Here is a 17312-nt window from a genome sequence, read left to right on the forward strand (position 1 = left end):
CCCATGGTGACATCGACCGAGCCCGTCGCCCCGGCACCGGTCTCCTCCTCCGCCTGGCGCCGTCGGGGCCGCGCCCTGGTGGGGTGGCTGACCACGACGGACCACAAGAGGATCGGACACCTGTACCTGGTCACCTCGTTCGGTTTCTTCCTCTTCGCGGGGGCGCTGGCCCTGGTGATCCGCGCCGAACTGGCCCGCCCCGGCATGCAACTGGTCACCAACGAGCAGTACAACCAGGCCTTCACGCTCCACGGCACCGTGATGCTGCTGCTCTTCGCCACCCCCACCTTCGCCGGGTTCGCCAACGCCGTCATGCCGCTCCAGATCGGCTCGCCCGACGTGGCCTTCCCGCGCCTGAACATGCTGTCGTACTGGCTCTTCCTCTTCGGCGGCCTCATGGTCGTCGGCTCCCTGCTGACCGCCAACGGCGCCGCCGACTTCGGCTGGACCGCCTACGCCCCGCTCAACCGGCGCGAGCACACCGCCCAGATCGGCGCCGACCTGTGGATCATGGGCCTGGCGCTCTCCGGGTTCGGCACCATCCTCGGCGCGGTCAACTTCATCACGACGATCATCGGGATGCGGGCCCCCGGGATGACGATGTTCCGGATGCCGATCTTCACCTGGAACGTGCTGCTGACCTCCGTCCTGGTGCTGCTCGCCTTCCCCGTGCTCGCCGCCGCGCTCCTCGCCCTGGAGTCCGACCGCGCCTTCGGCTCGCACATCTTCGACCCCCGCAACGGCGGCACGCTGCTGTGGCAGCACCTGTTCTGGTTCTTCGGCCACCCCGAGGTGTACATCCTGGCGCTGCCGTTCTTCGGCGTGGTCACCGAAGTCCTGCCGGTCTTCTCCCGCAAGCCCCTCTTCGGCTACATCGGCCTCATCGGCGCCACCATCGCCATCACCGGCCTGTCGGTGGTGGTGTGGGCGCACCACATGTTCGCCACCGGCGCGGTGCTCCTGCCCTTCTTCTCGCTGCTGAGCTTCCTCATCGCGGTGCCGACCGGCGTGAAGTTCTTCAACTGGATCGGCACCACCTGGAAGGGCTCCCTCAGCTTCGAGACCCCGATGCTGTGGGCCGTCGGCTTCCTCGTCACCTTCCTCTTCGGCGGGCTGACCGGCGTCGTCCTCGCCTCGCCGCCGATGGACTTCCACGTCACCGACACGTACTTCGTCGTCGGCCACTTCCACTACGTGCTCTTCGGGACGATCGTCTTCGCGATGTTCTCGGGCTTCCACTTCTGGTGGCCCAAGATGACCGGGCGCATGCTCGACGAACGGCTCGGCCAGATCCACTTCTGGACGCTGTTCGCGGGCTTCCACCTGACGTTCCTCGTCCAGCACTGGCTGGGCGCGGAGGGCATGCCGCGCCGGTACGCCGACTACCTCGCCGCCGACGGGTTCACCGCGCTCAACATGGTGTCGACCATCGGTTCGTTCCTGCTGGGCCTGTCGACGTTCCCGTTCCTCTACAACGTGTGGAAGACCGCCCGCCACGGCAAGCGGGTCGACGTCGACGACCCCTGGGGCTACGGGCGCTCCCTGGAGTGGGCCACCTCCTGCCCGCCGCCCCGCCACAACTTCATCACCATGCCGCGCATCCGCTCCGAGTCGCCCGCCTTCGACCTGCATCACCCGGCGATCGTCGAGCGCGAGCGGGAGGAGACCCTGGGCCGCCGCCGCGACGTGGTGGAGCCGGGACCGGGGGAGCAGTAGGACCCCGCTGCGGCAAGGGCCGGGCGGCGACGGGGCGTGCGGACCCCGGCCCCGGTGGCTACCGTAAGGACAGGGTGCCCTTCGACCGAAGGGACGGTGCCTCATGTCCGAGAAGCATTCCCAGGGCCACGGCCACTGCTGCGGGGACATCGGCCGCCGCGTGGCCGCCCGCCGCGAGCAGCTCGGCCTCAGCCGCGAAGAGGTCGCCCGCCGCGCCGGCTCGGCGCCCGGCTACATCCAGTACCTGGAGGAACAGCCCGCCACCCCCGGCATCGGCTTCCTGCTGCGCCTGGCCGACGCGCTGGAGACCAGCGTCATCGAGCTGGAGGGCGGCACCGCCGACCTTCCGCCCGGCTCCGGCGTCCCCGCCCAGCGGCCGCTCCTCACCGAGCTGAGCCGTGACGAGTGCGGCGCCCTGCTCGGCACCCACGGCGTCGGCCGGGTCGCGCTGACCAGCCACAGCCACCCCGCGATCATGCCGGTCACCTATGTCGTGGCCGAGGGCGAGGTGGCGTTCCGGACGCCGCCGGACGCCCTCCCGGCGACCGGCCCCGGCGGCGAGGTCGCCTTCGAAGTGGACCACATCGACGATGTGGTGGGCCGCGGCTGGAGCGTCCTGATCGTCGGCGAGCCCCGCCCGATCACCGACCCCGAGGCCGTACGCCGCCTCGACCGGCAGGCGTACCGCGCCCCCTGGCCGGATGCCGAGGGCGCGCGGTGGGTCGCGCTCAGGCCCACCCAGGTCACCGGCCGCAGGGTCGACGTGTGGGACGCCCACCGGCACGTACGCCGGCGTCTCGAACAGGCGTGAAGCCCTCCGGCTAGCGCCGACTAGCGCACCACCGGCAGCGGCAGCTCGCACTCCTCGCCCGGCTCGACCAGCACCGCCCGCTCCGGCAGCTCCACGTCGATCGGGTCGCGCCCGGACCCCGGCACGGCGATGTGCAGGCTCCCCGGCGCCATCCGCAGCGACACGCCCCAGTGGCCCCGGTAGCGCAGCGTGAAGCAGAACTCCGACAGCTCCGGCAGCGGCACCGGGTCCAGCCGCAGCGCCCCGCCCCGCGTCTCCAGGCCCGTCAGGCCGCGCTGGACGAGGTCGAGGGTGCCCGCCATCGCGCCCAGGTGGATGCCCTCACCCGTCGTACCGCCCTGGATGTCCGCGATGTCGCCCTCCAGCGCCTCCTGGCAGAACCGCCACGCCTCCGACCGCCGCACCCGCGCCAGCACCCAGCCGTGGACGAGGCCGCTCAGCGTGGAGCCGTGGCTCGTGCGGTGCAGGTAGTAGTCGACGGTGCGGCGCCACATCTCCTCGTCGAGGACGTAGCCCAGCCGGCTGAAGAGCGTGCGCAGCTCGGCGGGCGAGAACAGGTAGCCCAGCATCAGCACGTCCGCCTGCTTGGACGCCTTGTAGCGGTTGACGCTGTCGCCCTCCGCCTCCAGGATCCGGTCCAGCCGCCGGATGTCGCCGAACCGGCGCCGGTACCCCTCCCAGTCGAACTCCGCCAGCTCCCCGAATCCCTCGAACTGGCTGATCACCCCCTCGTGGAACGGCACGTGCAGCATGCGCGACACGTCCTCCCACAGCTCCAGCTCCCCGTGGTGCAGCCCAGTGCGCTCCACCAGCTCCAGGCGGCGCGGCTCGGGCAGCGAGCGCAGCAGGTCCAGGGTGCGGGCCAGCACCCAGGCGGCCGTGACGTTGGTGTACGCGTTGTCGTCGAGGCCCGGCTCGGCGGAGCCCGGGTAGGCGTCGTGGTACTCGTCCGGCCCGACCACCCCGCGGATGCGGTAGCGGCCCAGCGCCGGATCCAGCTGGGCGCGGCAGGCCCAGAAGCGGGCGATCTGCAGCAGCATCTCCGCGCCCTTGGTGTGCAGGAACTCGCTGTCGCCGCTCGCCTCGCAGTACTGCCACACGTTGTACGCGATCGCCGAGCCGACGTGGTGCTGGAGGTGCGAGTGGTCCGGCACCCAGCGCCCCGAGCGCGGGTTGAGGTGCAGCCGCTGCGCCTCCTCGCGGCCGTCGCTGCCGCTCTGCCACGGGTACATCGCCCCCGTGCACCCCGCGTCCAGGGCGCTGAAGCGGGCCCGCTCCAGCCGCCGGTAGCGGTAGGTGAGCAGAGCCCGGGACGTCTCGGGGAAGTGGAGGTTCAGGTACGGCAGCACGAAGAGCTCGTCCCAGAAGATGTGGCCCCGGTACGCCTCCCCGTGCAGCCCGCGCGCCGGAACGCCCACGTCGAGGTCGCCGGTGTGCGGGGAGAGGGTCTGCAGGACGTGGAAGAGGTGCAGCCGCAGGATCCGGCCCGCCTCGTCCGGCACCTCCAGCTCGGCCCGCCGCCACAGCTGCTGCCACGCGGCGCGGTGCGAGGCCAGCAGCTCCTCGAACGACCCGGCGCGCCGCACCCGGTCCACGGCCGCGTGCAGCGGGTCGCCGATCGCCGGGTCGCGGGAGGTGTGCAGGGCGACGGTCTTGTCCACGACGACCGCCCGCCCCGGCTCCATGGCCAGCCGCATGCGCTGCACCGCGCGCCGCTGCGGGTGGTGGGACGTGCCCTCCACGCCCGCCGCGGTGATGCGGGCCGCCATGCCGACGCGGATGTCCGAGGTGGTGGTGCGGCAGCGCAGCCACACCGTGTCGGCGGCGGCGTCGCCTGTGTGCACGTGGATGAGGTGGCGGGTGGCCAGCTGCCGGTAGCGGGCCACGCCCGTGTTCTCGACCGACCCGTCGAGGGCGGCCTCCACCTCCAGCGTGCCGCTCCAGTTGTCGGCCGTGAACACCGTACGCAGGGCCGCCAGGTGCGGGTCGCCCATGTGCACCAGCCGGTGCTGCCGCACGGTCAGCCGCCGCCCCTGCTCGTCCCCGTACCGCGTCACCCGCTCCAGCGTGCCCTGGCGCAGGTCGAGGGTCTGGCGGTGGTCGAGGAGCCGGCGGCTGTCCGGGGTGAGCCACGGGCCCGGGCGGCCCTCGCCGTTCAGCCGGTAGCGCAGCACCAGCCAGTTGGGCAGGTTGACCAGGTCCTCGTTCTCGACCGTGCGCCCGGCCACCTCGGACGTCAGGCGGTTGTAGCACCCGGCCACGTACGTACCGGGGTAGTGGGTGCCGTCGGCCGCGCACTCGGAGGCGGCGCCCCGGGTGGCGAAGTAGCCGTTGCCGAGGGTGCACAGGGACTCCCGGAGGCTCTCCTCCTCCGGCAGGTACGCCTCGTACTCCCACGTCCAGTCCGTCCGGTCCGTCACGTCCGGGCTCCCTTGTCCGTGGGCAGGAGTTCCGCGAGGTCGTGGACGACGAGGTCGGCGCCCGCGCGCCGCAGCGCGTCCGCCGTGCCGGGGCCCGCCCGGCGGTCCACCCCCACGACCAGGCCGAAGCCGCCGCGCCGCCCCGCCTCCACGCCCGCGAGCGCGTCCTCGACGAGCGCGCACCGCCCGGTGGGCACCCCCAGTCGGCGGGCCGCCTCCAGGAACAGCGCGGGCTCCGGCTTGCCGGGCAGGCCGAGCCGCGCCGCCTCGATCCCGTCCACCACCGCGTCGAAGAGGCCGATGACGTCCGCGCGCACCAGCAGCTCCCGGGCGTGCCGCGATGCCGACGCCGCCGCCAGCGGCACCCCGGCCGCGCGCAGCGCCCGCAGCAGCCGCACCGTGCCGGGGTAGGCGGCGATGGGCCGCTCCCGCAGCAGCGCGGTGAAGAGCCGCTCCTTCACGGTGGCGACCTCCGCCACCGCGGCGTCGTCCGGCCGCAGGCCCCGCGACGCCAGGAAGGCCGCCGCTCCGTCGGGGCGGGACCTGCCGTCCACGTGGCGCGCGTAGTCCTCGCCGGTGTCGAACGGGCGGCGCTGCCCCGGGTCCGGTGGCGGGTGGTCGCGAAGGAAGGCGTCGAAGGCGCCCTTCCAGGCCGCCGCGTGCACCCGGGCCGAGTCGGTGATCACCCCGTCGGTGTCCAGGACCACGCCCCGCGCCGAGTCCAGCGCCGGCACCCCTGCGGTCATGGCACCTCCCTCGGCCCGTGTCCTCCCGGGAGATGCGAGTCCCCAGGAACGGCCGCCGTACCCGTCCGGACGGTGTGACCGAGGTGCTTACAGCGGCGCGAGGCGCGGGAGGGTGCCGTTGAGGTAGTGGTCGCCGATGTCGCGCAGGCGCCGCGCCGGGGAGGTGTGCGCGGTGAGCACGCGCGCGTTGCGCCAGAAGCGGTCGAAGCCCGCGCCGTCGGTGAGCTCCAGGACGCGGGTGGTGATGTGCACGGCCGACCTGCTGGTGACGGCCTCCGCCGCGGCGACGAGTACGGCGATGTCGGCGTGTCCCTCCACGTCGAGCGCCGCCCCCGCCAGCAGCCCGCGCGCCAGGGCGTCCGTCGCGCGCTCCACGACCGCGGCGGCGGTGTGCGCGGCGGTCGCCAGCTCTCCGTAGGCGAGGAGGAGGTACGGGTCCGCGCCCTCCGCCGCGGGCGGCCGGGCGGCCTGTGCGGCGCGGCTGACGTCGCGCGCTTCCGCCAGCGCGCCCTCGGCGACGCCCAGGGCGACGTGGACCCGCAGGAGCCGCAGCGCGAGCGGGGCGAGGGCGGTGAACGGCGCGACGGCGTGGTCGTCGCGCGGCACGGCCCCGAGGACGTCGGCCGCGCCGACCGGGACGCCGTCGAAACCGACGGTGCCGCCGCCGGACAGGCGCTGTCCGACGCGGTCGGCCGCCGGGTCGGCGGACACGCCGGGATGCGCCGGGTCCGCCAGGACGACGAGTAAGTCGCCGGTTCCGGTGCACCGGGCGCCGACGACCAGCCGGTCGGCGACCGCCACCCCGGCGTCGAAACGCCGGCGCCCGTTCAGGACGTACGCGCCGCCTTCCCGCGATACGAGGGTGAGGCCGGGCCCGGCGCCGTCGTCCCCGCTTCCGCCCCCGGTCTCGCCTTCGCCGTCGGGCAGGTCGATGCCGCCGGCGAGGAGCCACCGGCCGCTCCTGGCGCGCCGCTCGAAGCGCGCGGCGGCGTCGCCGGAGCCGAGGAAGCGGCCGCTCCAGGCCAGGACGTAGTGGTGCGCGAGGAGTTCGCCGATGGAGCCGTCGGCCGCCGCGATCTCCTTGACCGCCGCGCAGGCCGTCCGCCAGTCGGCGCCGCCGGCCTCCTTCGGTGCGGGCGGTGTGAGCAGCGTCGGCAGGCCGGCCTCGCGCAGCCGCGCGGCTTCGTCGAACGGCGGGCCGCCCGCCCGGTCGCGGGCGAGCGCGTCGGCGGCGAGGTCGTCGGCGACCTCCCGGGTGACGCGCGGCCAGTTCACGTCGTCCGCCGATGTCGGCGCTGTCGCGGTCGCCACGGTCACCTCACAGGAGTTCCGGTTTTCCCACTGATTCAGTAGGGATAGTGGCAGAGGTGATTCCCCGCGCCCAAGGGGCAGTTCGAGGCGTGGACACTCCGGGACCACGACGTGAGACGGTCGTGGATCGGACGGATCAGGGGTTCGTCCAGGCGGCCGGGTTCTCGGTGAGCGCCGACACCTCGGCCGGCAGCCTGGCCGAGGCGACGTCGGCCAGGCTCACGCCCTCCAGGATCTGCCGCACGTGCGCCCGCAGGGCGATCCACAGCGGCAGCAGCGACTCCGCCGCTCCCGAGTACGACAACTCCGGCGGCCGCACCCCGCGCACCGACACGAGCGGCCCGTCCGCGACCCGTATGACGTCGGCGACGCTGATCGACGCCGCGGGCCGCGCCAGCCAGTAGCCGCCGTTCCCGCCGCGCCGGCTGTGCACGAGCCCGCCGCGGCGCAGGTCGTTGAGGATCGACTCCAGGAACTTGTGGGACACGCCCTGGGACGCGGCGATCGCCTCGGCCTTGACCGGCCCCGTGTCCTGCGCGGCGGCGAGCTGGAGCGCGGCACGCACCGCGTAGTCGGCCCTGGCTGAAATGCGCATGCCCGGCATTATCCCGTACGCGGTGCGCGGTGCCCCGGGCGTCGGCCCGGCGCCCGTGCTCAGACGCGCTGCCAGAGCGCCGGCACGTTCGGCGGCTCCCAGCCCGCCTGCGCCTGGTGGCCCTGGAGGCAGCGGTAGGCCGCGCCGCCGTAGGTCACCTGGTCGCCGGCCGTGTAGACCGTGCCGGCCGCCCACGTGCCCCCGGGCTCGCCCGGGTCGCCCGGGTCACCGGGGTCGCCGGGGTCGCCCGGGCCCGTCGTCGTCTTCAGCGTCAGCCCGTACGCCTGGAGCAGCGGGTTGATCGGCTGGTGGAACGTCGTCCCGCCGCTGCGGCAGTCACCCGAACCGCCGGAGGTGACCCCCTGCGCCTGGCTGCCCGAGAGGTACGAGCCGCCCGAGTCGCCCGGCTCGGCGCACACGGACGTCCGGGTCACGCCGGTGATGGTGCCCTCGGGGTAGGTGACGCTGGTGTTGTGCTGCTGGATGGTGCCGCAGTGCCATCCGGTGGTGGAGCCCGAGCGGCAGATCGAGGCGCCGACCGGCTGCTGCACGGAGCCGGTCACCTGGACGTTCCGGCCGCCGGCGCCCTTGACGTACGGGGTCGAGGTCCAGCTGCTGTTGGCCGCCACCCACGCCATGTCCCGGCCCGGGAAGCTGGACGCCTGGAAGGTGCCCTGCGCCACCTGGTTGAAGCCGCTCGTGCTCGTGCCCGCCCGGCCGCAGTGGCCCGCGGTGGCGAACCCCTGCTGGGTGCCGCGGGTGATGGCGAAACCGACGGAGCAACGCCCGCCGCCGCCCATGTAGTACGCGTCACCGCCCCTGATGTCGTAGAGCGGGCGCGGTCGTTCGGTGGTCGCCTCGACCCGCACGCGCGTCCGGTCGGCGCCGCTCGCGCGGATCAGCGACTCGGCCGCCGACGCCTTCACGGCGCGTATCACCACGGTGTTGGCGCGGACGTCGACGTACCAGACGGGCGCGTCGGCCGTGGAGTTGCGGAGGGCCGCGCGGTCCAGGGCCGCCTTGGTGCGGTCCAGCTCGGCCAGGGTGTGCGGCACGACCCGGGCCCGGGCCCCGGCCGCCGTGATGGCCGCGGCGTCGGCGGCCCGCGTGGTGGCCACGGTGAGCGTGCCGGCCTCGGCGCCGTCCACCCAGGCCCCGGCGTACGCGCCCGCCAGCCGCTGCTGGAGCCGGGCCGCGGCCGCGCCCGCCTCCGCCTCGTTGGCGAGCCGCCGCGCGGCCTGGGCGGGCGTGAGGCCGAGGTCCCGCTGCAGGGCGCCGAGCAGCTCCGGCGGGGCGGCGGAGACGGCCAGGGTGTCGGCTGCGGTGGCGGCGGTGCGGGGCCCGGGGGAGGGGGGAGCGGCGGCGCCCGCCGCCTGCGGCGTGGCCAGGAGCAGCGCGCCCGCGGCGGCCGCGGCGACGGCGCACGCCGCTGCGGCGTTTCTGTGCGACATGGGGGAGTGCCCTTCCGGTCGGTTCGGTGAAGGTTGCCGAAACGGTAGGAAGGGCGAAGGGCCGCGCGGCAGATGTCAGTTGACCCCCTCCCTCGCGTTATGGACGGCGGCGGGGGTACGCCGGGACGCCAGCCAGCGCGTATAGCTGGGGCTGCGCGCCACCGCGTCCCGGTGCGCGGCGCGCACGTGGGCGACCACCGCCGGGGCCCAGGCCGCCGCCGGGGCCTCGGGGTGCCAGCCCAGCAGGTGCCGCCAGACCAGCGGCGTACCGGTGAGCGGCCGCGTCACCATCCCGGGCGTGGCCGGGAACGTGGCGCGGCACAGCCCCACGGCCCGCCCCACCTCCACCAGGTGCACGCAGGACGCGAGGTCCGTCTCGTACACGCACGCCGGGGTGAAACCCGCGCGGACGCAGGCGGCCGCGAAGCAGTCGCCGAAGCAGCCGTCGCCCGGCACGTCCGTCCACGCCTCCGCGGCCAGTTCCGCCAGCTCGATCTCGGGGCGCGCGGCGAGCGGATGGCCGGCCGCGAGCATCACGAAGACCGGATCGCGCGCCACCTCCGTCCAGGCGAGCCGCCCCGCAGCGGGCTCGGGCGGCGCGCTCTCGCCGCAGGCGCCGACGAGCGCGTAGTCCAGCCGTCCCTCGGCCACCGCCGCGGCGATCTCGCGTTCGGACCAGGAGGTGTGGGTGGTCACCGACGCGCCCGGTTCGGCGGCGGCCAGCCGGTCCACCAGCCCGCCCAGCAGCGGCCCGTGGGTCCCGCCGAGCCGGAAGGCGGGCGCCCGCGCCGGGCCGGGCTCACGGGTGCGGGCGAACCGCACCGCCTCCTGCTGGAGTGCGCACACCGCGGGCAGGACCACACGGGCCCGCTCCAGCACGAGTTCGCCGAGCGCCGTGGCCCGCACCCCGCCGCGCCCGCGCTCGAACAGCGCGCCTCCCAGCGAGCGCTCGATCCGGCGCAACTGCGCGCTGAGCGCGGGCTGGGCGAGCCCCAGCTCCGTGGCGGCCCTGGTCAGACTGCCCGCGTCGGCGATGGCCCGGATCGTCTTCAGGTGGCGCAACTCCAAGTCCATGAGGGCAGCTTGGCCGCCGCCGCTGCCCCGGGCAATAAGCAGGTCCAGACCAAAAGTCGGCCGGAATCGGCCCGCGCCGGTCCGCGTGGGCCCGTACCCGCCCGGGCAGGATGCGGACGCCGGGCACCGCCGTGCCCGAAAGCACCCACGTACGCCACGTACGCCACATACAGCGGAGAGCGGAGCACCCATGGCGACCACCGAGACGTCCCCGCCCGGCCCGGCAGGCCTGCCGCTGCTCGGCTCCCTGCTGGACCTCAGGAGCGACTCGCTCGCCGCCTTCCTGCGGGCCCAGCGCGCGCACGGGGACGTCGTGCGGTTCACGGCCGGACCGCCCGGGCTGCGGTCGGAGCTGTACGGGGTCTTCTCGGCGGAGGGCGCTCAGCAGGTCCTGGCCACGGATTCCGCCGGCTTCCGCAAGGACAACGCCTTCTACCAGGAGGTCCGGGAGTCCTTCGGCAACGGCCTGCTGACCAGCCAGGACGCCGACTACCTGCGGCAACGCAGGCTCGTCCAGCCGCTCTTCACCCGCCGCCGCGTCGACGGCTACGCGTCGGCGCTCACCGACGAGACCTCCGCCATGCTGCGGCGCTGGGACGGCGTCGAGGCCGTGGACGTCCTCGACGAGATGACGCGGCTGACCCTGCGCGCCGTCGCCCGCATCCTCTTCGGGGTCGACGTCGACGCCGCCGTCGACGGCGTGGAGCGCTCCTTCCCCGTCATAGGCGAGTACGTCCTGCGGCGCGGCTTCTCGCCGCTCAACCCCCCGCGCGCGTGGCCGACCCCCGCCAACCGCCGTGCCGCCGCCGCGACGGACGAGCTGTACGCGGTCTGCGACCGCATCGTCGAGGAGCGGCGCGCGCAGGGCGGCGACGCCGAAGGCGAGGACCTGCTGACCCTGCTGGCGCGGGCCGAGAGCGCCGAGGACGGCAGCCTGGACGCCTCGGAGCTGCGCGACCAGGTGCTGATCTTCCTGCTGGCGGGTCACGAGACGACGGCGACCTCACTCGGCTTCGCCCTGCACCTGCTGGCGCTCCACCCCGAGGAGCAGACCCGGGCCCGCGCCGAGGTCGCGCGCGTCCTGGACGGGCGCACGCCCACGGCCGCCGACCTCGACGCGCTGCCGTACCTGACCATGGTCCTGAAGGAGGCCATGCGCCTGTACCCGGCGGCCCCGGTGATCGGCCGCCGCGCCGTCGAGGCCACCGCCGTCGGCGGCCACACCATCCCCGCCGGCGCCGATGTGATCGTCGCCCCCTGGGTGACCCACCGCCACCCGCTCTACTGGGAGGATCCGGAGCGCTTCGACCCCGAGCGCTTCACCCCCGAGGCCGAGAAGGCCCGGCCGCGCTACGCCTGGTTCCCCTTCGGCGGCGGGCCGCGCGCCTGCATCGGGCAGCACTTCTCCATGCTGGAGTCGGTGCTCGCGCTCGCGATGGTCCTCCAGGGGTACGAGCTCACCGCCGTCGACCGCACGGTGCCGGTGCGGGCGGCCATCACGCTGCGCCCGGCCGGCCCGGCGCGCTGCGTCCTGACGCCGGTGGGCAGGGCCCGCTGATCGGGTAGTCGGCGGGCCCGGACCGGTAGCGCGGGGGCGGGAGCGGGTAAAGCCGCGCCCATGACCGGTATTGACCTCAGCAGCGCGGCGTTCGGCGACCACCAGGCGATCCCTCGCCGCTACACGGGTGAGGGGGAGGACATCTCGCCGCCCCTGTCGTGGTCGGCTCCGCCGGACGGCACCGCGGAGCTGGTGCTGGCCTGCGAGGACCCCGACGCCCCGAACGGCACGTTCCTGCACTGGCTGGTCACGGGCATCGACCCCGGCAGCACCGGCGTGGAGGAGGGCGAGACCCCCGCCGGGGGCCGGGAGTGGCCCAACGACTTCGGCCGCACCGGCTGGGGCGGCCCCCTGCCCCCGCCGGGCCACGGCCGCCACCGCTACTTCTTCCGCCTGTGGGCCGTCTCCGAGCCGCTGCCGCTCGACGGCGCCCCGTCGGCCGACACCGTGCACCGGGCGCTCGCCGGGCGTGAACTGGCGAGCGGCGCCCTCATGGGCACCTATCAGCGCTGACGCCCACCCGAGGGCGTCGCCGCGTCGGCGTACCGCAGCAGCGCCCCCACCCCGTCGCGCAGCCGCACGTCCGCCTCCGGTACGACGACGAGTTCGGCGCCGGTGCCCACCACCGCCCGCACCAGGGCCTCGTCGGCCCGTTCCCGGCGCGGTGCCCGGACGCCGAAGGAGAGCAGCTCCTCCTCCGAGAGCGCCAGCTGCGCGGGCCCGGGGCCGATCCACAGCAGGTCCGCCGGCTGCCACGGCCGCGGCGGGTGCAGCAGCAGCGCCGTGACCTGGCCCCGCTGCAATGCGGCCACCGTTTCGGCGAGGCCCTCGGCCGTCGTGGCTCCGCCGCGCGCCCGCCGCGCCAGGAACGTCTCGACGAGGGCCCGGTCGTGTGCGGCCATGCGTCCGCGCAGGACGCTCGCCACCTGCGGCTCCAGCAGCGCGCGGGCCGTGTCCGTCGGGGTGGGCCCGCCGACCCGTACGACCCGGTCGCGCAGCTCGCGCGGCAGGCGGCGGATCAGCACGTTGCCCGCCCACTCGTCGCCGCCGACCACGACGGCGTCCGCGCCGCCGCGCCCGGCCCGGGCGCCCAGCTCGCGGCCCAGCCGCACCGCGGCGGCGTGCCACTCGGCCACCGGCACCCGCCGCCGCAGCCGCTCGCCCGGGGCGACGCGGGAGACCGGCCACCTCCCGGCCTCGGCCGCCACCGTCACCGTGCCGTGCGCGTCGGCGGTCGGCAGCCCCCGGTAGTGCACCACCACGGCGAGGTACGGGATCTCCGGGACGTGCTGCGCCACCAGCGGCATGGCGTCCGGCAGCAGCCCGTACCGCGCGACGTCGTGCGCCGGCGGGCTCGGCAGCTCGTCGTCGAGCACGAGCGCCCCGTGCGCGGTGAAGATCGCCTGCCCGTGCAGACCGGGCACCTCCGCGTCCGCGCCCACCACCTCCTCCACGGCCGCGAGGGACTCGCGGTCCGCGCCCTGCCGCGCCAGCCGCTCGCGCAGCCGCCGCCAGCGCAGCGCGATCGCCCGCTCGGGATCGTCGACGTCCCGCGAGGTGTCCAGGTATACGGAGGTGAACGGGCCCCGCTCCGCGTAGAGGGGCTCCAGGAACGAAAGCCTCATACCTCCGATGATGCTTCAGACGCGCCGTCAAGCGCGGGTGGAGGGGGACGGGCGCGGATAGACCCGGGACTGCTTGACACTGCCGAAGGCGAAGCTCGACTCGATCGACGCGATCCCCGGGATGGCGTGGATCCGCGTGCGGACCAGCACCTCGTACGCCTCCAGGCTCTCGATGACGACCCGCAGCAGGTAGTCGCTGCTGCCCGCCATGAGGTAGCAGTCCTGGATGTGCTCGATGAGCCCGACGTGCTCCTCGAAGGCGTTGACGGCCTCGGCGGTGTGGCGCTCCAGCCGGACCCGGACGAAGACGGTGATCGGCAGCCCGAAGGCCACCTGGTCGACCATGGCCGTGTAGCCGCTGATCAGCCCGGAGTCCTCCAGCCGGCGCACGCGCCGCAGGCAGGGGGAGGGGGAGAGGCGTACCCGGTCGGCGAGGTCCTGGTTGGACAGCCGCCCATCGGCCTGCAGCTCCCGGATGATGTGAAGGTCGACGGCGTCCATGGTTCCTCGCTCTTTGGCAGATTCTGCCCCCATGGTGGCTCTGCGGGGCGAAAGTAGCAATCGCCTGCCTCGGACCAGGACCTAATGTTGCTCACTGCCGGATCGGAGCAAGCCTGCTGGAGGAACGCGTGACGCCGACGAACACGAGCGCCCCGGCGGCCCCCGAGGCCGCGCCGCGTGCGCCGCGCACGTGGTCCGCTCGCGGCTCGTCCCCCGACGCCCTCGGCATGCTCGCACTCCTCCTCACCGTGGGCATCTGGGCCGCCTTCGCGCTCAGCGCCCGCGCCCTGAGCGCCTCGACCCTCCTGCCGGCCGACGCCGCGCTGCTGCGGTTCGGCGTGCCGCTGCTGGTGCTGGCGCCCGCGCTGTGGCGGCGGCGGCACCGGTTGCGGGCGGTGCGGCCGGGGCCCGCCGTGAAGATCGTCTGCGGGGCCGGGGTGCCGTTCTTCCTGGCGGCGATGCACGGCGGCTCCCTGACCTCCGCGGCCTTCGTCGGGGCGATCATCCCGGGCATGGTGCCGCTCTTCGTCTCCGCGCTCATGGTCGCGGGCGGCCGGGGCGTGCCGCGCGGTACGCAGGCCGCCGGGCTCGTCCTCATCGCGGTCGGCGTCGTCGCCCTGGTGTGGCGCCACCTCGTCCCGATCGACACCGGGGTGCTGGCCGGCGCCGGCACGCTGCTGGTCGCCAGCGGGCTGTGGGCGCTGTACACCGTGGGGCTGCGCGAGGTGGACCTCGACCCCGTCGGGTCCATCGGTCTGCTGTGCCTGCCGTCCTTCGCCGTGATCGCGCTCCTCGCCCTCACCGGCGTGCTCCCGACCGGCCTGGCCCACGCCGCCGTCGGCGACATCGCGCTGTTCCTGGTGGTGCAGGGCCTCGGCGTCGGGCTGTGCGCGGGCCTGCTGTACGCGTTCGCCATCCGCAGGCTCGGCCCGGAGCGCGCCTCCGTCGTCGGCAGCCTCAGCCCCGTCGCCGTCGTCCTCCTCGCCATCCCGCTGCTCGACGAGTCGCCGACGCTGCCCGTGCTCGTCGGCGTACCCCTGATCACCGCCGGCGTCGTCCTCGCCAACCGCCGCCGCACTCACACCCACACCCGTACCGGCACCAGCCGCACCCGCACCACCCGACCCGAGGTTCCCACCGATGCTTGAGCTGCTCCCCGCCCCGCCCGCCGACCCGCTGTGGGACCTGGCCGCCGCGTACGCCGCCGACCCGCGCCCCGAGCGGCTGAACCTCGTCCTCGGCGTCTACCGCGACCACACCGGCGCCACCCCCGTCATGGCGGCCGTCCGCGAGGCCGAGATACGCCTGGCGGAACGGTCCGCCTCCAAGGAGTACCGGGGCCTGTCCGGCAACATGGCCTTCAACCGCGCCATGCTGACCATGGTGCTCGGCGGCGCCGACGGCGCCGACGGCCCGGCCGGCCGGGCCACCGCCGTGCAGACCGTCGCCGGCACGGGGGCGCTGCGCCTGCTGGCCGACCTGATACGCGTCACCCGCCCCGGCACCACGGTGTGGATCAGCGACCCGGCCTACGTCAACCACCGACCCATCCTGGAGGCCGCGGGCCTGACCGTACGGACGTACGCCTGGCCCGGCATGCTCGACGACCTGCGCGCCGCGCGCCGCGACGACGTCGTGCTCCTCCAGGGCTGCTGCCACAACCCCACCGGCGTGGACCCGTCCCCCGAGACCTGGGAGGCGCTGGCCGATCTGGCCTGCCGCAACGGCTGGATGCCCTTCGTCGACCTGGCGTACCACGGCCTCGGCGACGGCCTGGAGGCCGACTTGTGGGCCACCCGGATGCTGGCGGCACGGGTGCCCGAGATGCTCATCGCCGTCAGCTGCTCCAAGAACTTCGGCCTCTACAGCGACCGCACCGGCTGCGCCGTCGTCCTCGGCCCCTCCCGCACCGCCCTGCGGCACGTCGAGACAGCCCTGCAGAACGCCGCCCGGACGCTGTACTCGATGCCGCCGGAGCACGGCGCCGCCGTCGTCACCACCATCCTGGAGGACGACGGGCTGCGCGCCGCCTGGCGGGCCGAGCTCGACGTCATGCGCGGCCGGATCACGGCCAACCGTGCCGATCTGACCGCCCACCTGGGCGCACTGGGCCGGGAGGACGAGGCGCTGGCGCTGGCGCGGCAGAAGGGCATGTTCTCGACGCTGCCGCTCGGCCCCGAGCAGATGCGCCGCCTGCGCGACGAGTTCGCCGTCTACGGCACGACCTCCGGCCGCATCAACATCGCGGGCATCCCGGCCCACCGCATCCCGTGCCTGGCGCGGGGCATCGCGGCGGTGCTGGAACAGCCGTACGCGGTGGCCGGGTAAGCACCCGTCAGGAGACGCCGTCGGTACGCCGTCCGGACGGCGTCAGGACGTCTCGGGGTCCCGTTGGGGAGGCCCCCAGGGGCGTTGCAGAGTGGCGCGCAGCGCGGTCACGGTGGCCTCGCCGAGGCGGCGGGCCAGTTCCTCCTCCAGCCCGGCGATCACGGACAGCGCGAGGAGGTGCACGCGCCGCCCCTCGTCCGTCATCACGATGAGGCGGCTGCGCGCGGAGGCCGGGTCCGGCACCTGCTCGAGCAGGCCCATGCCGATCAGCGCGTGCACGGCCTGGTGCGCGCTCTGCCGCGTGATGCCCATGCGGCGGGAGAGGTCGGAGACCGTCGTACCGTCGGACGCCAGATGGGCGAACACGTTCTGCTGGGCCAGGGTGATGGGCCGCTCCCCGGCGTCCTCCATGGCGGTGGACACGGCCGTGTCGAACCAGTACTTCGCCTGGGCGAGCAGCTGCGGCAGGTTGAGGGACTCGGGCTGTCCGTTTTTCTCCATGGCGGGTCGAAAGTGTAGGCCGCCACGGGCAGTGCCCTTGCCCCCGGCCGCACCACACCCTTAATGTCAGGTAACCTGACATTCGCTTTCGGTGGACGACCGGAGACACACATGACCATCGAGTACGCCACCCGGTACCGCACCCGCTCCCTCATCCCGCCCGAGCCGGGCACGCCGTACTTCATCGAGAAGGGCATGGGCGACCGCGCCCACCTCTTCGGCGACCTGATCACCGTCTACGCGGGCGGCGAGCAGACCGAGAACACCTTCAACTTCTTCACCGTCGAGGGCCCCAAGGGCGACCTCATCCCGTCCCACACCCACCCCGACACCTACGAGGTCTTCTACGTCACCGACGGCGCGGTGCGGCTGTTCGTCGAGGACCTGGAGGGCGAGCAGCACGAACGGCTGCTCACCCCCGGCGACTTCGGCTTCGTACCGAAGAACTGCGCCCACGCGTACCGCATCGAGCGCCACCACAGCCGGGTCGTCGGCGTGGCGGCCGGCCCCGGCGGCACCTTCGAGCGCTTCTTCGAGAACCTCGGCACGCCGACCGAGGAACTCACCCTCCCCAAGGAACCGTGCGTGCCCGAACCGCACGCGTTCGGCACGGTGCCCCAGCGGTACGACGTGCGCTTCCTGCCCGACCACCAGTGGCGCACCGGGAGCTGACCC

Annotated in this window: 16 protein-coding genes; 7 read left to right on the forward strand and 9 right to left on the reverse strand. The window is 74.4% G+C overall.

What is annotated here, in order from left to right:
- Positions 1-3: 3 nt before the first annotated feature.
- Positions 4-1716 (forward strand): cytochrome c oxidase subunit I, encoded by a 1713-nt coding sequence (gene ctaD / locus ABZX67_RS28470; protein ID WP_355365864.1) that lies wholly within the window; start codon positions 4-6, stop codon positions 1714-1716.
- 103 nt (positions 1717-1819) lie between these two features.
- Entirely contained in the window at positions 1820-2527 is a 708-nt protein-coding gene (locus ABZX67_RS28475) for a pyridoxamine 5'-phosphate oxidase family protein (RefSeq protein ID WP_355365867.1), read from the forward strand.
- A 20-nt stretch (positions 2528-2547) separates the two neighbouring features.
- Here the strand turns inward: ABZX67_RS28475 and ABZX67_RS28480 are convergent, their stop codons facing one another.
- The 6 genes from ABZX67_RS28480 to ABZX67_RS28505 all read right to left on the reverse strand — a co-directional run bounded on the left by ABZX67_RS28480 (position 2548) and on the right by ABZX67_RS28505 (position 10124).
- Positions 2548-4947, reverse strand: coding sequence for a glycosyl hydrolase family 65 protein (locus ABZX67_RS28480; protein WP_355365870.1), 2400 nt, complete (start codon positions 4945-4947; stop codon positions 2548-2550).
- Positions 4944-5693 carry an HAD-IA family hydrolase gene (locus ABZX67_RS28485; protein ID WP_355365873.1) on the reverse strand — a complete coding sequence of 250 codons (750 nt, stop codon included), beginning with the start codon at positions 5691-5693 and terminating at the stop codon, positions 4944-4946. The genes ABZX67_RS28480 and ABZX67_RS28485 overlap by 4 nt, the downstream gene beginning before the upstream one ends.
- An 87-nt stretch (positions 5694-5780) precedes the next feature.
- The gene (locus ABZX67_RS28490) at positions 5781-7004 is read right to left on the reverse strand and encodes an acyl-CoA dehydrogenase (RefSeq protein WP_355365876.1); all 1224 of its coding nucleotides are present in this window, start codon (positions 7002-7004) and stop codon (positions 5781-5783) included.
- Between the two features lie 136 nt (positions 7005-7140).
- The gene (locus ABZX67_RS28495) at positions 7141-7599 is read right to left on the reverse strand and encodes an Rrf2 family transcriptional regulator (protein WP_355365879.1); all 459 of its coding nucleotides are present in this window, start codon (positions 7597-7599) and stop codon (positions 7141-7143) included.
- A 59-nt stretch (positions 7600-7658) separates the two neighbouring features.
- The gene (locus ABZX67_RS28500; RefSeq protein WP_355365882.1) at positions 7659-9050 is read right to left on the reverse strand and encodes a carbohydrate-binding protein; all 1392 of its coding nucleotides are present in this window, start codon (positions 9048-9050) and stop codon (positions 7659-7661) included.
- A 75-nt stretch (positions 9051-9125) separates the two neighbouring features.
- Positions 9126-10124 carry a LysR family transcriptional regulator gene (locus ABZX67_RS28505; protein ID WP_355365885.1) on the reverse strand — a complete coding sequence of 333 codons (999 nt, stop codon included), beginning with the start codon at positions 10122-10124 and terminating at the stop codon, positions 9126-9128.
- A gap of 190 nt (positions 10125-10314) precedes the next feature.
- Here ABZX67_RS28505 and ABZX67_RS28510 point away from each other — a divergent pair, with 190 nt between their 5' ends.
- The gene (locus ABZX67_RS28510; protein ID WP_355365888.1) at positions 10315-11682 is read left to right on the forward strand and encodes a cytochrome P450; all 1368 of its coding nucleotides are present in this window, start codon (positions 10315-10317) and stop codon (positions 11680-11682) included.
- Between the two features lie 60 nt (positions 11683-11742).
- Positions 11743-12195, forward strand: a complete 453-nt coding sequence (locus tag ABZX67_RS28515) for a YbhB/YbcL family Raf kinase inhibitor-like protein (RefSeq protein WP_355365891.1) — start codon at positions 11743-11745, stop codon at positions 12193-12195.
- Here ABZX67_RS28515 and ABZX67_RS28520 read toward each other — a convergent pair.
- Positions 12186-13307 (reverse strand): hypothetical protein, encoded by a 1122-nt coding sequence (locus ABZX67_RS28520; RefSeq protein ID WP_355365894.1) that lies wholly within the window; start codon positions 13305-13307, stop codon positions 12186-12188. The genes ABZX67_RS28515 and ABZX67_RS28520 overlap by 10 nt on opposite strands.
- A 27-nt stretch (positions 13308-13334) precedes the next feature.
- The gene (locus ABZX67_RS28525) at positions 13335-13808 is read right to left on the reverse strand and encodes an Lrp/AsnC family transcriptional regulator (RefSeq protein WP_355365897.1); all 474 of its coding nucleotides are present in this window, start codon (positions 13806-13808) and stop codon (positions 13335-13337) included.
- Positions 13809-13936: 128 nt separating this feature from the next.
- On the opposite strand from ABZX67_RS28525, the gene ABZX67_RS28530 reads away from it, so the two are divergent.
- Positions 13937-14956, forward strand: a complete 1020-nt coding sequence (locus ABZX67_RS28530) for a DMT family transporter (protein WP_355365900.1) — start codon at positions 13937-13939, stop codon at positions 14954-14956.
- On the forward strand, positions 14949-16136 hold the full coding sequence (locus ABZX67_RS28535) for an aromatic amino acid transaminase (RefSeq protein WP_355365903.1): 1188 nt from the start codon (positions 14949-14951) through the stop codon (positions 16134-16136). The genes ABZX67_RS28530 and ABZX67_RS28535 overlap by 8 nt, the downstream gene beginning before the upstream one ends.
- 42 nt (positions 16137-16178) lie before the next feature.
- Here ABZX67_RS28535 and ABZX67_RS28540 read toward each other — a convergent pair whose 3' ends face one another.
- Positions 16179-16637, reverse strand: a complete 459-nt coding sequence (locus ABZX67_RS28540) for a MarR family winged helix-turn-helix transcriptional regulator (RefSeq protein ID WP_355365907.1) — start codon at positions 16635-16637, stop codon at positions 16179-16181.
- Positions 16638-16748: 111 nt separating this feature from the next.
- Here ABZX67_RS28540 and ABZX67_RS28545 point away from each other — a divergent pair, with 111 nt between their 5' ends.
- Positions 16749-17309, forward strand: coding sequence for a quercetin 2,3-dioxygenase (locus tag ABZX67_RS28545; protein WP_355365910.1), 561 nt, complete (start codon positions 16749-16751; stop codon positions 17307-17309).
- Positions 17310-17312 lie beyond the last annotated feature (3 nt).

The sequence above is a fragment of the Streptomyces sp. NPDC003036 genome, assembly GCF_040611175.1.
Taxonomy (GTDB): Bacteria; Actinomycetota; Actinomycetes; order Streptomycetales; family Streptomycetaceae; genus Streptomyces.

Coding starts and splice junctions, on each gene's coding strand:
- ABZX67_RS28500 (WP_355365882.1), bottom strand. CDS start 9,050: ATGTCGCACAGAAACGCCGCAGCGGCGTGCGCCGTCGCCGCGGCCGCC.
- ABZX67_RS28505 (WP_355365885.1), bottom strand. CDS start 10,124: ATGGACTTGGAGTTGCGCCACCTGAAGACGATCCGGGCCATCGCCGAC.
- ABZX67_RS28495 (WP_355365879.1), bottom strand. CDS start 7,599: ATGCGCATTTCAGCCAGGGCCGACTACGCGGTGCGTGCCGCGCTCCAG.
- ABZX67_RS28475 (WP_355365867.1), top strand. CDS start 1,820: ATGTCCGAGAAGCATTCCCAGGGCCACGGCCACTGCTGCGGGGACATC.
- ctaD (WP_355365864.1), top strand. CDS start 4: ATGGTGACATCGACCGAGCCCGTCGCCCCGGCACCGGTCTCCTCCTCC.
- ABZX67_RS28535 (WP_355365903.1), top strand. CDS start 14,949: ATGCTTGAGCTGCTCCCCGCCCCGCCCGCCGACCCGCTGTGGGACCTG.
- ABZX67_RS28540 (WP_355365907.1), bottom strand. CDS start 16,637: ATGGAGAAAAACGGACAGCCCGAGTCCCTCAACCTGCCGCAGCTGCTC.
- ABZX67_RS28545 (WP_355365910.1), top strand. CDS start 16,749: ATGACCATCGAGTACGCCACCCGGTACCGCACCCGCTCCCTCATCCCG.
- ABZX67_RS28515 (WP_355365891.1), top strand. CDS start 11,743: ATGACCGGTATTGACCTCAGCAGCGCGGCGTTCGGCGACCACCAGGCG.
- ABZX67_RS28520 (WP_355365894.1), bottom strand. CDS start 13,307: ATGAGGCTTTCGTTCCTGGAGCCCCTCTACGCGGAGCGGGGCCCGTTC.
- ABZX67_RS28510 (WP_355365888.1), top strand. CDS start 10,315: ATGGCGACCACCGAGACGTCCCCGCCCGGCCCGGCAGGCCTGCCGCTG.
- ABZX67_RS28525 (WP_355365897.1), bottom strand. CDS start 13,808: ATGGACGCCGTCGACCTTCACATCATCCGGGAGCTGCAGGCCGATGGG.
- ABZX67_RS28485 (WP_355365873.1), bottom strand. CDS start 5,693: ATGACCGCAGGGGTGCCGGCGCTGGACTCGGCGCGGGGCGTGGTCCTG.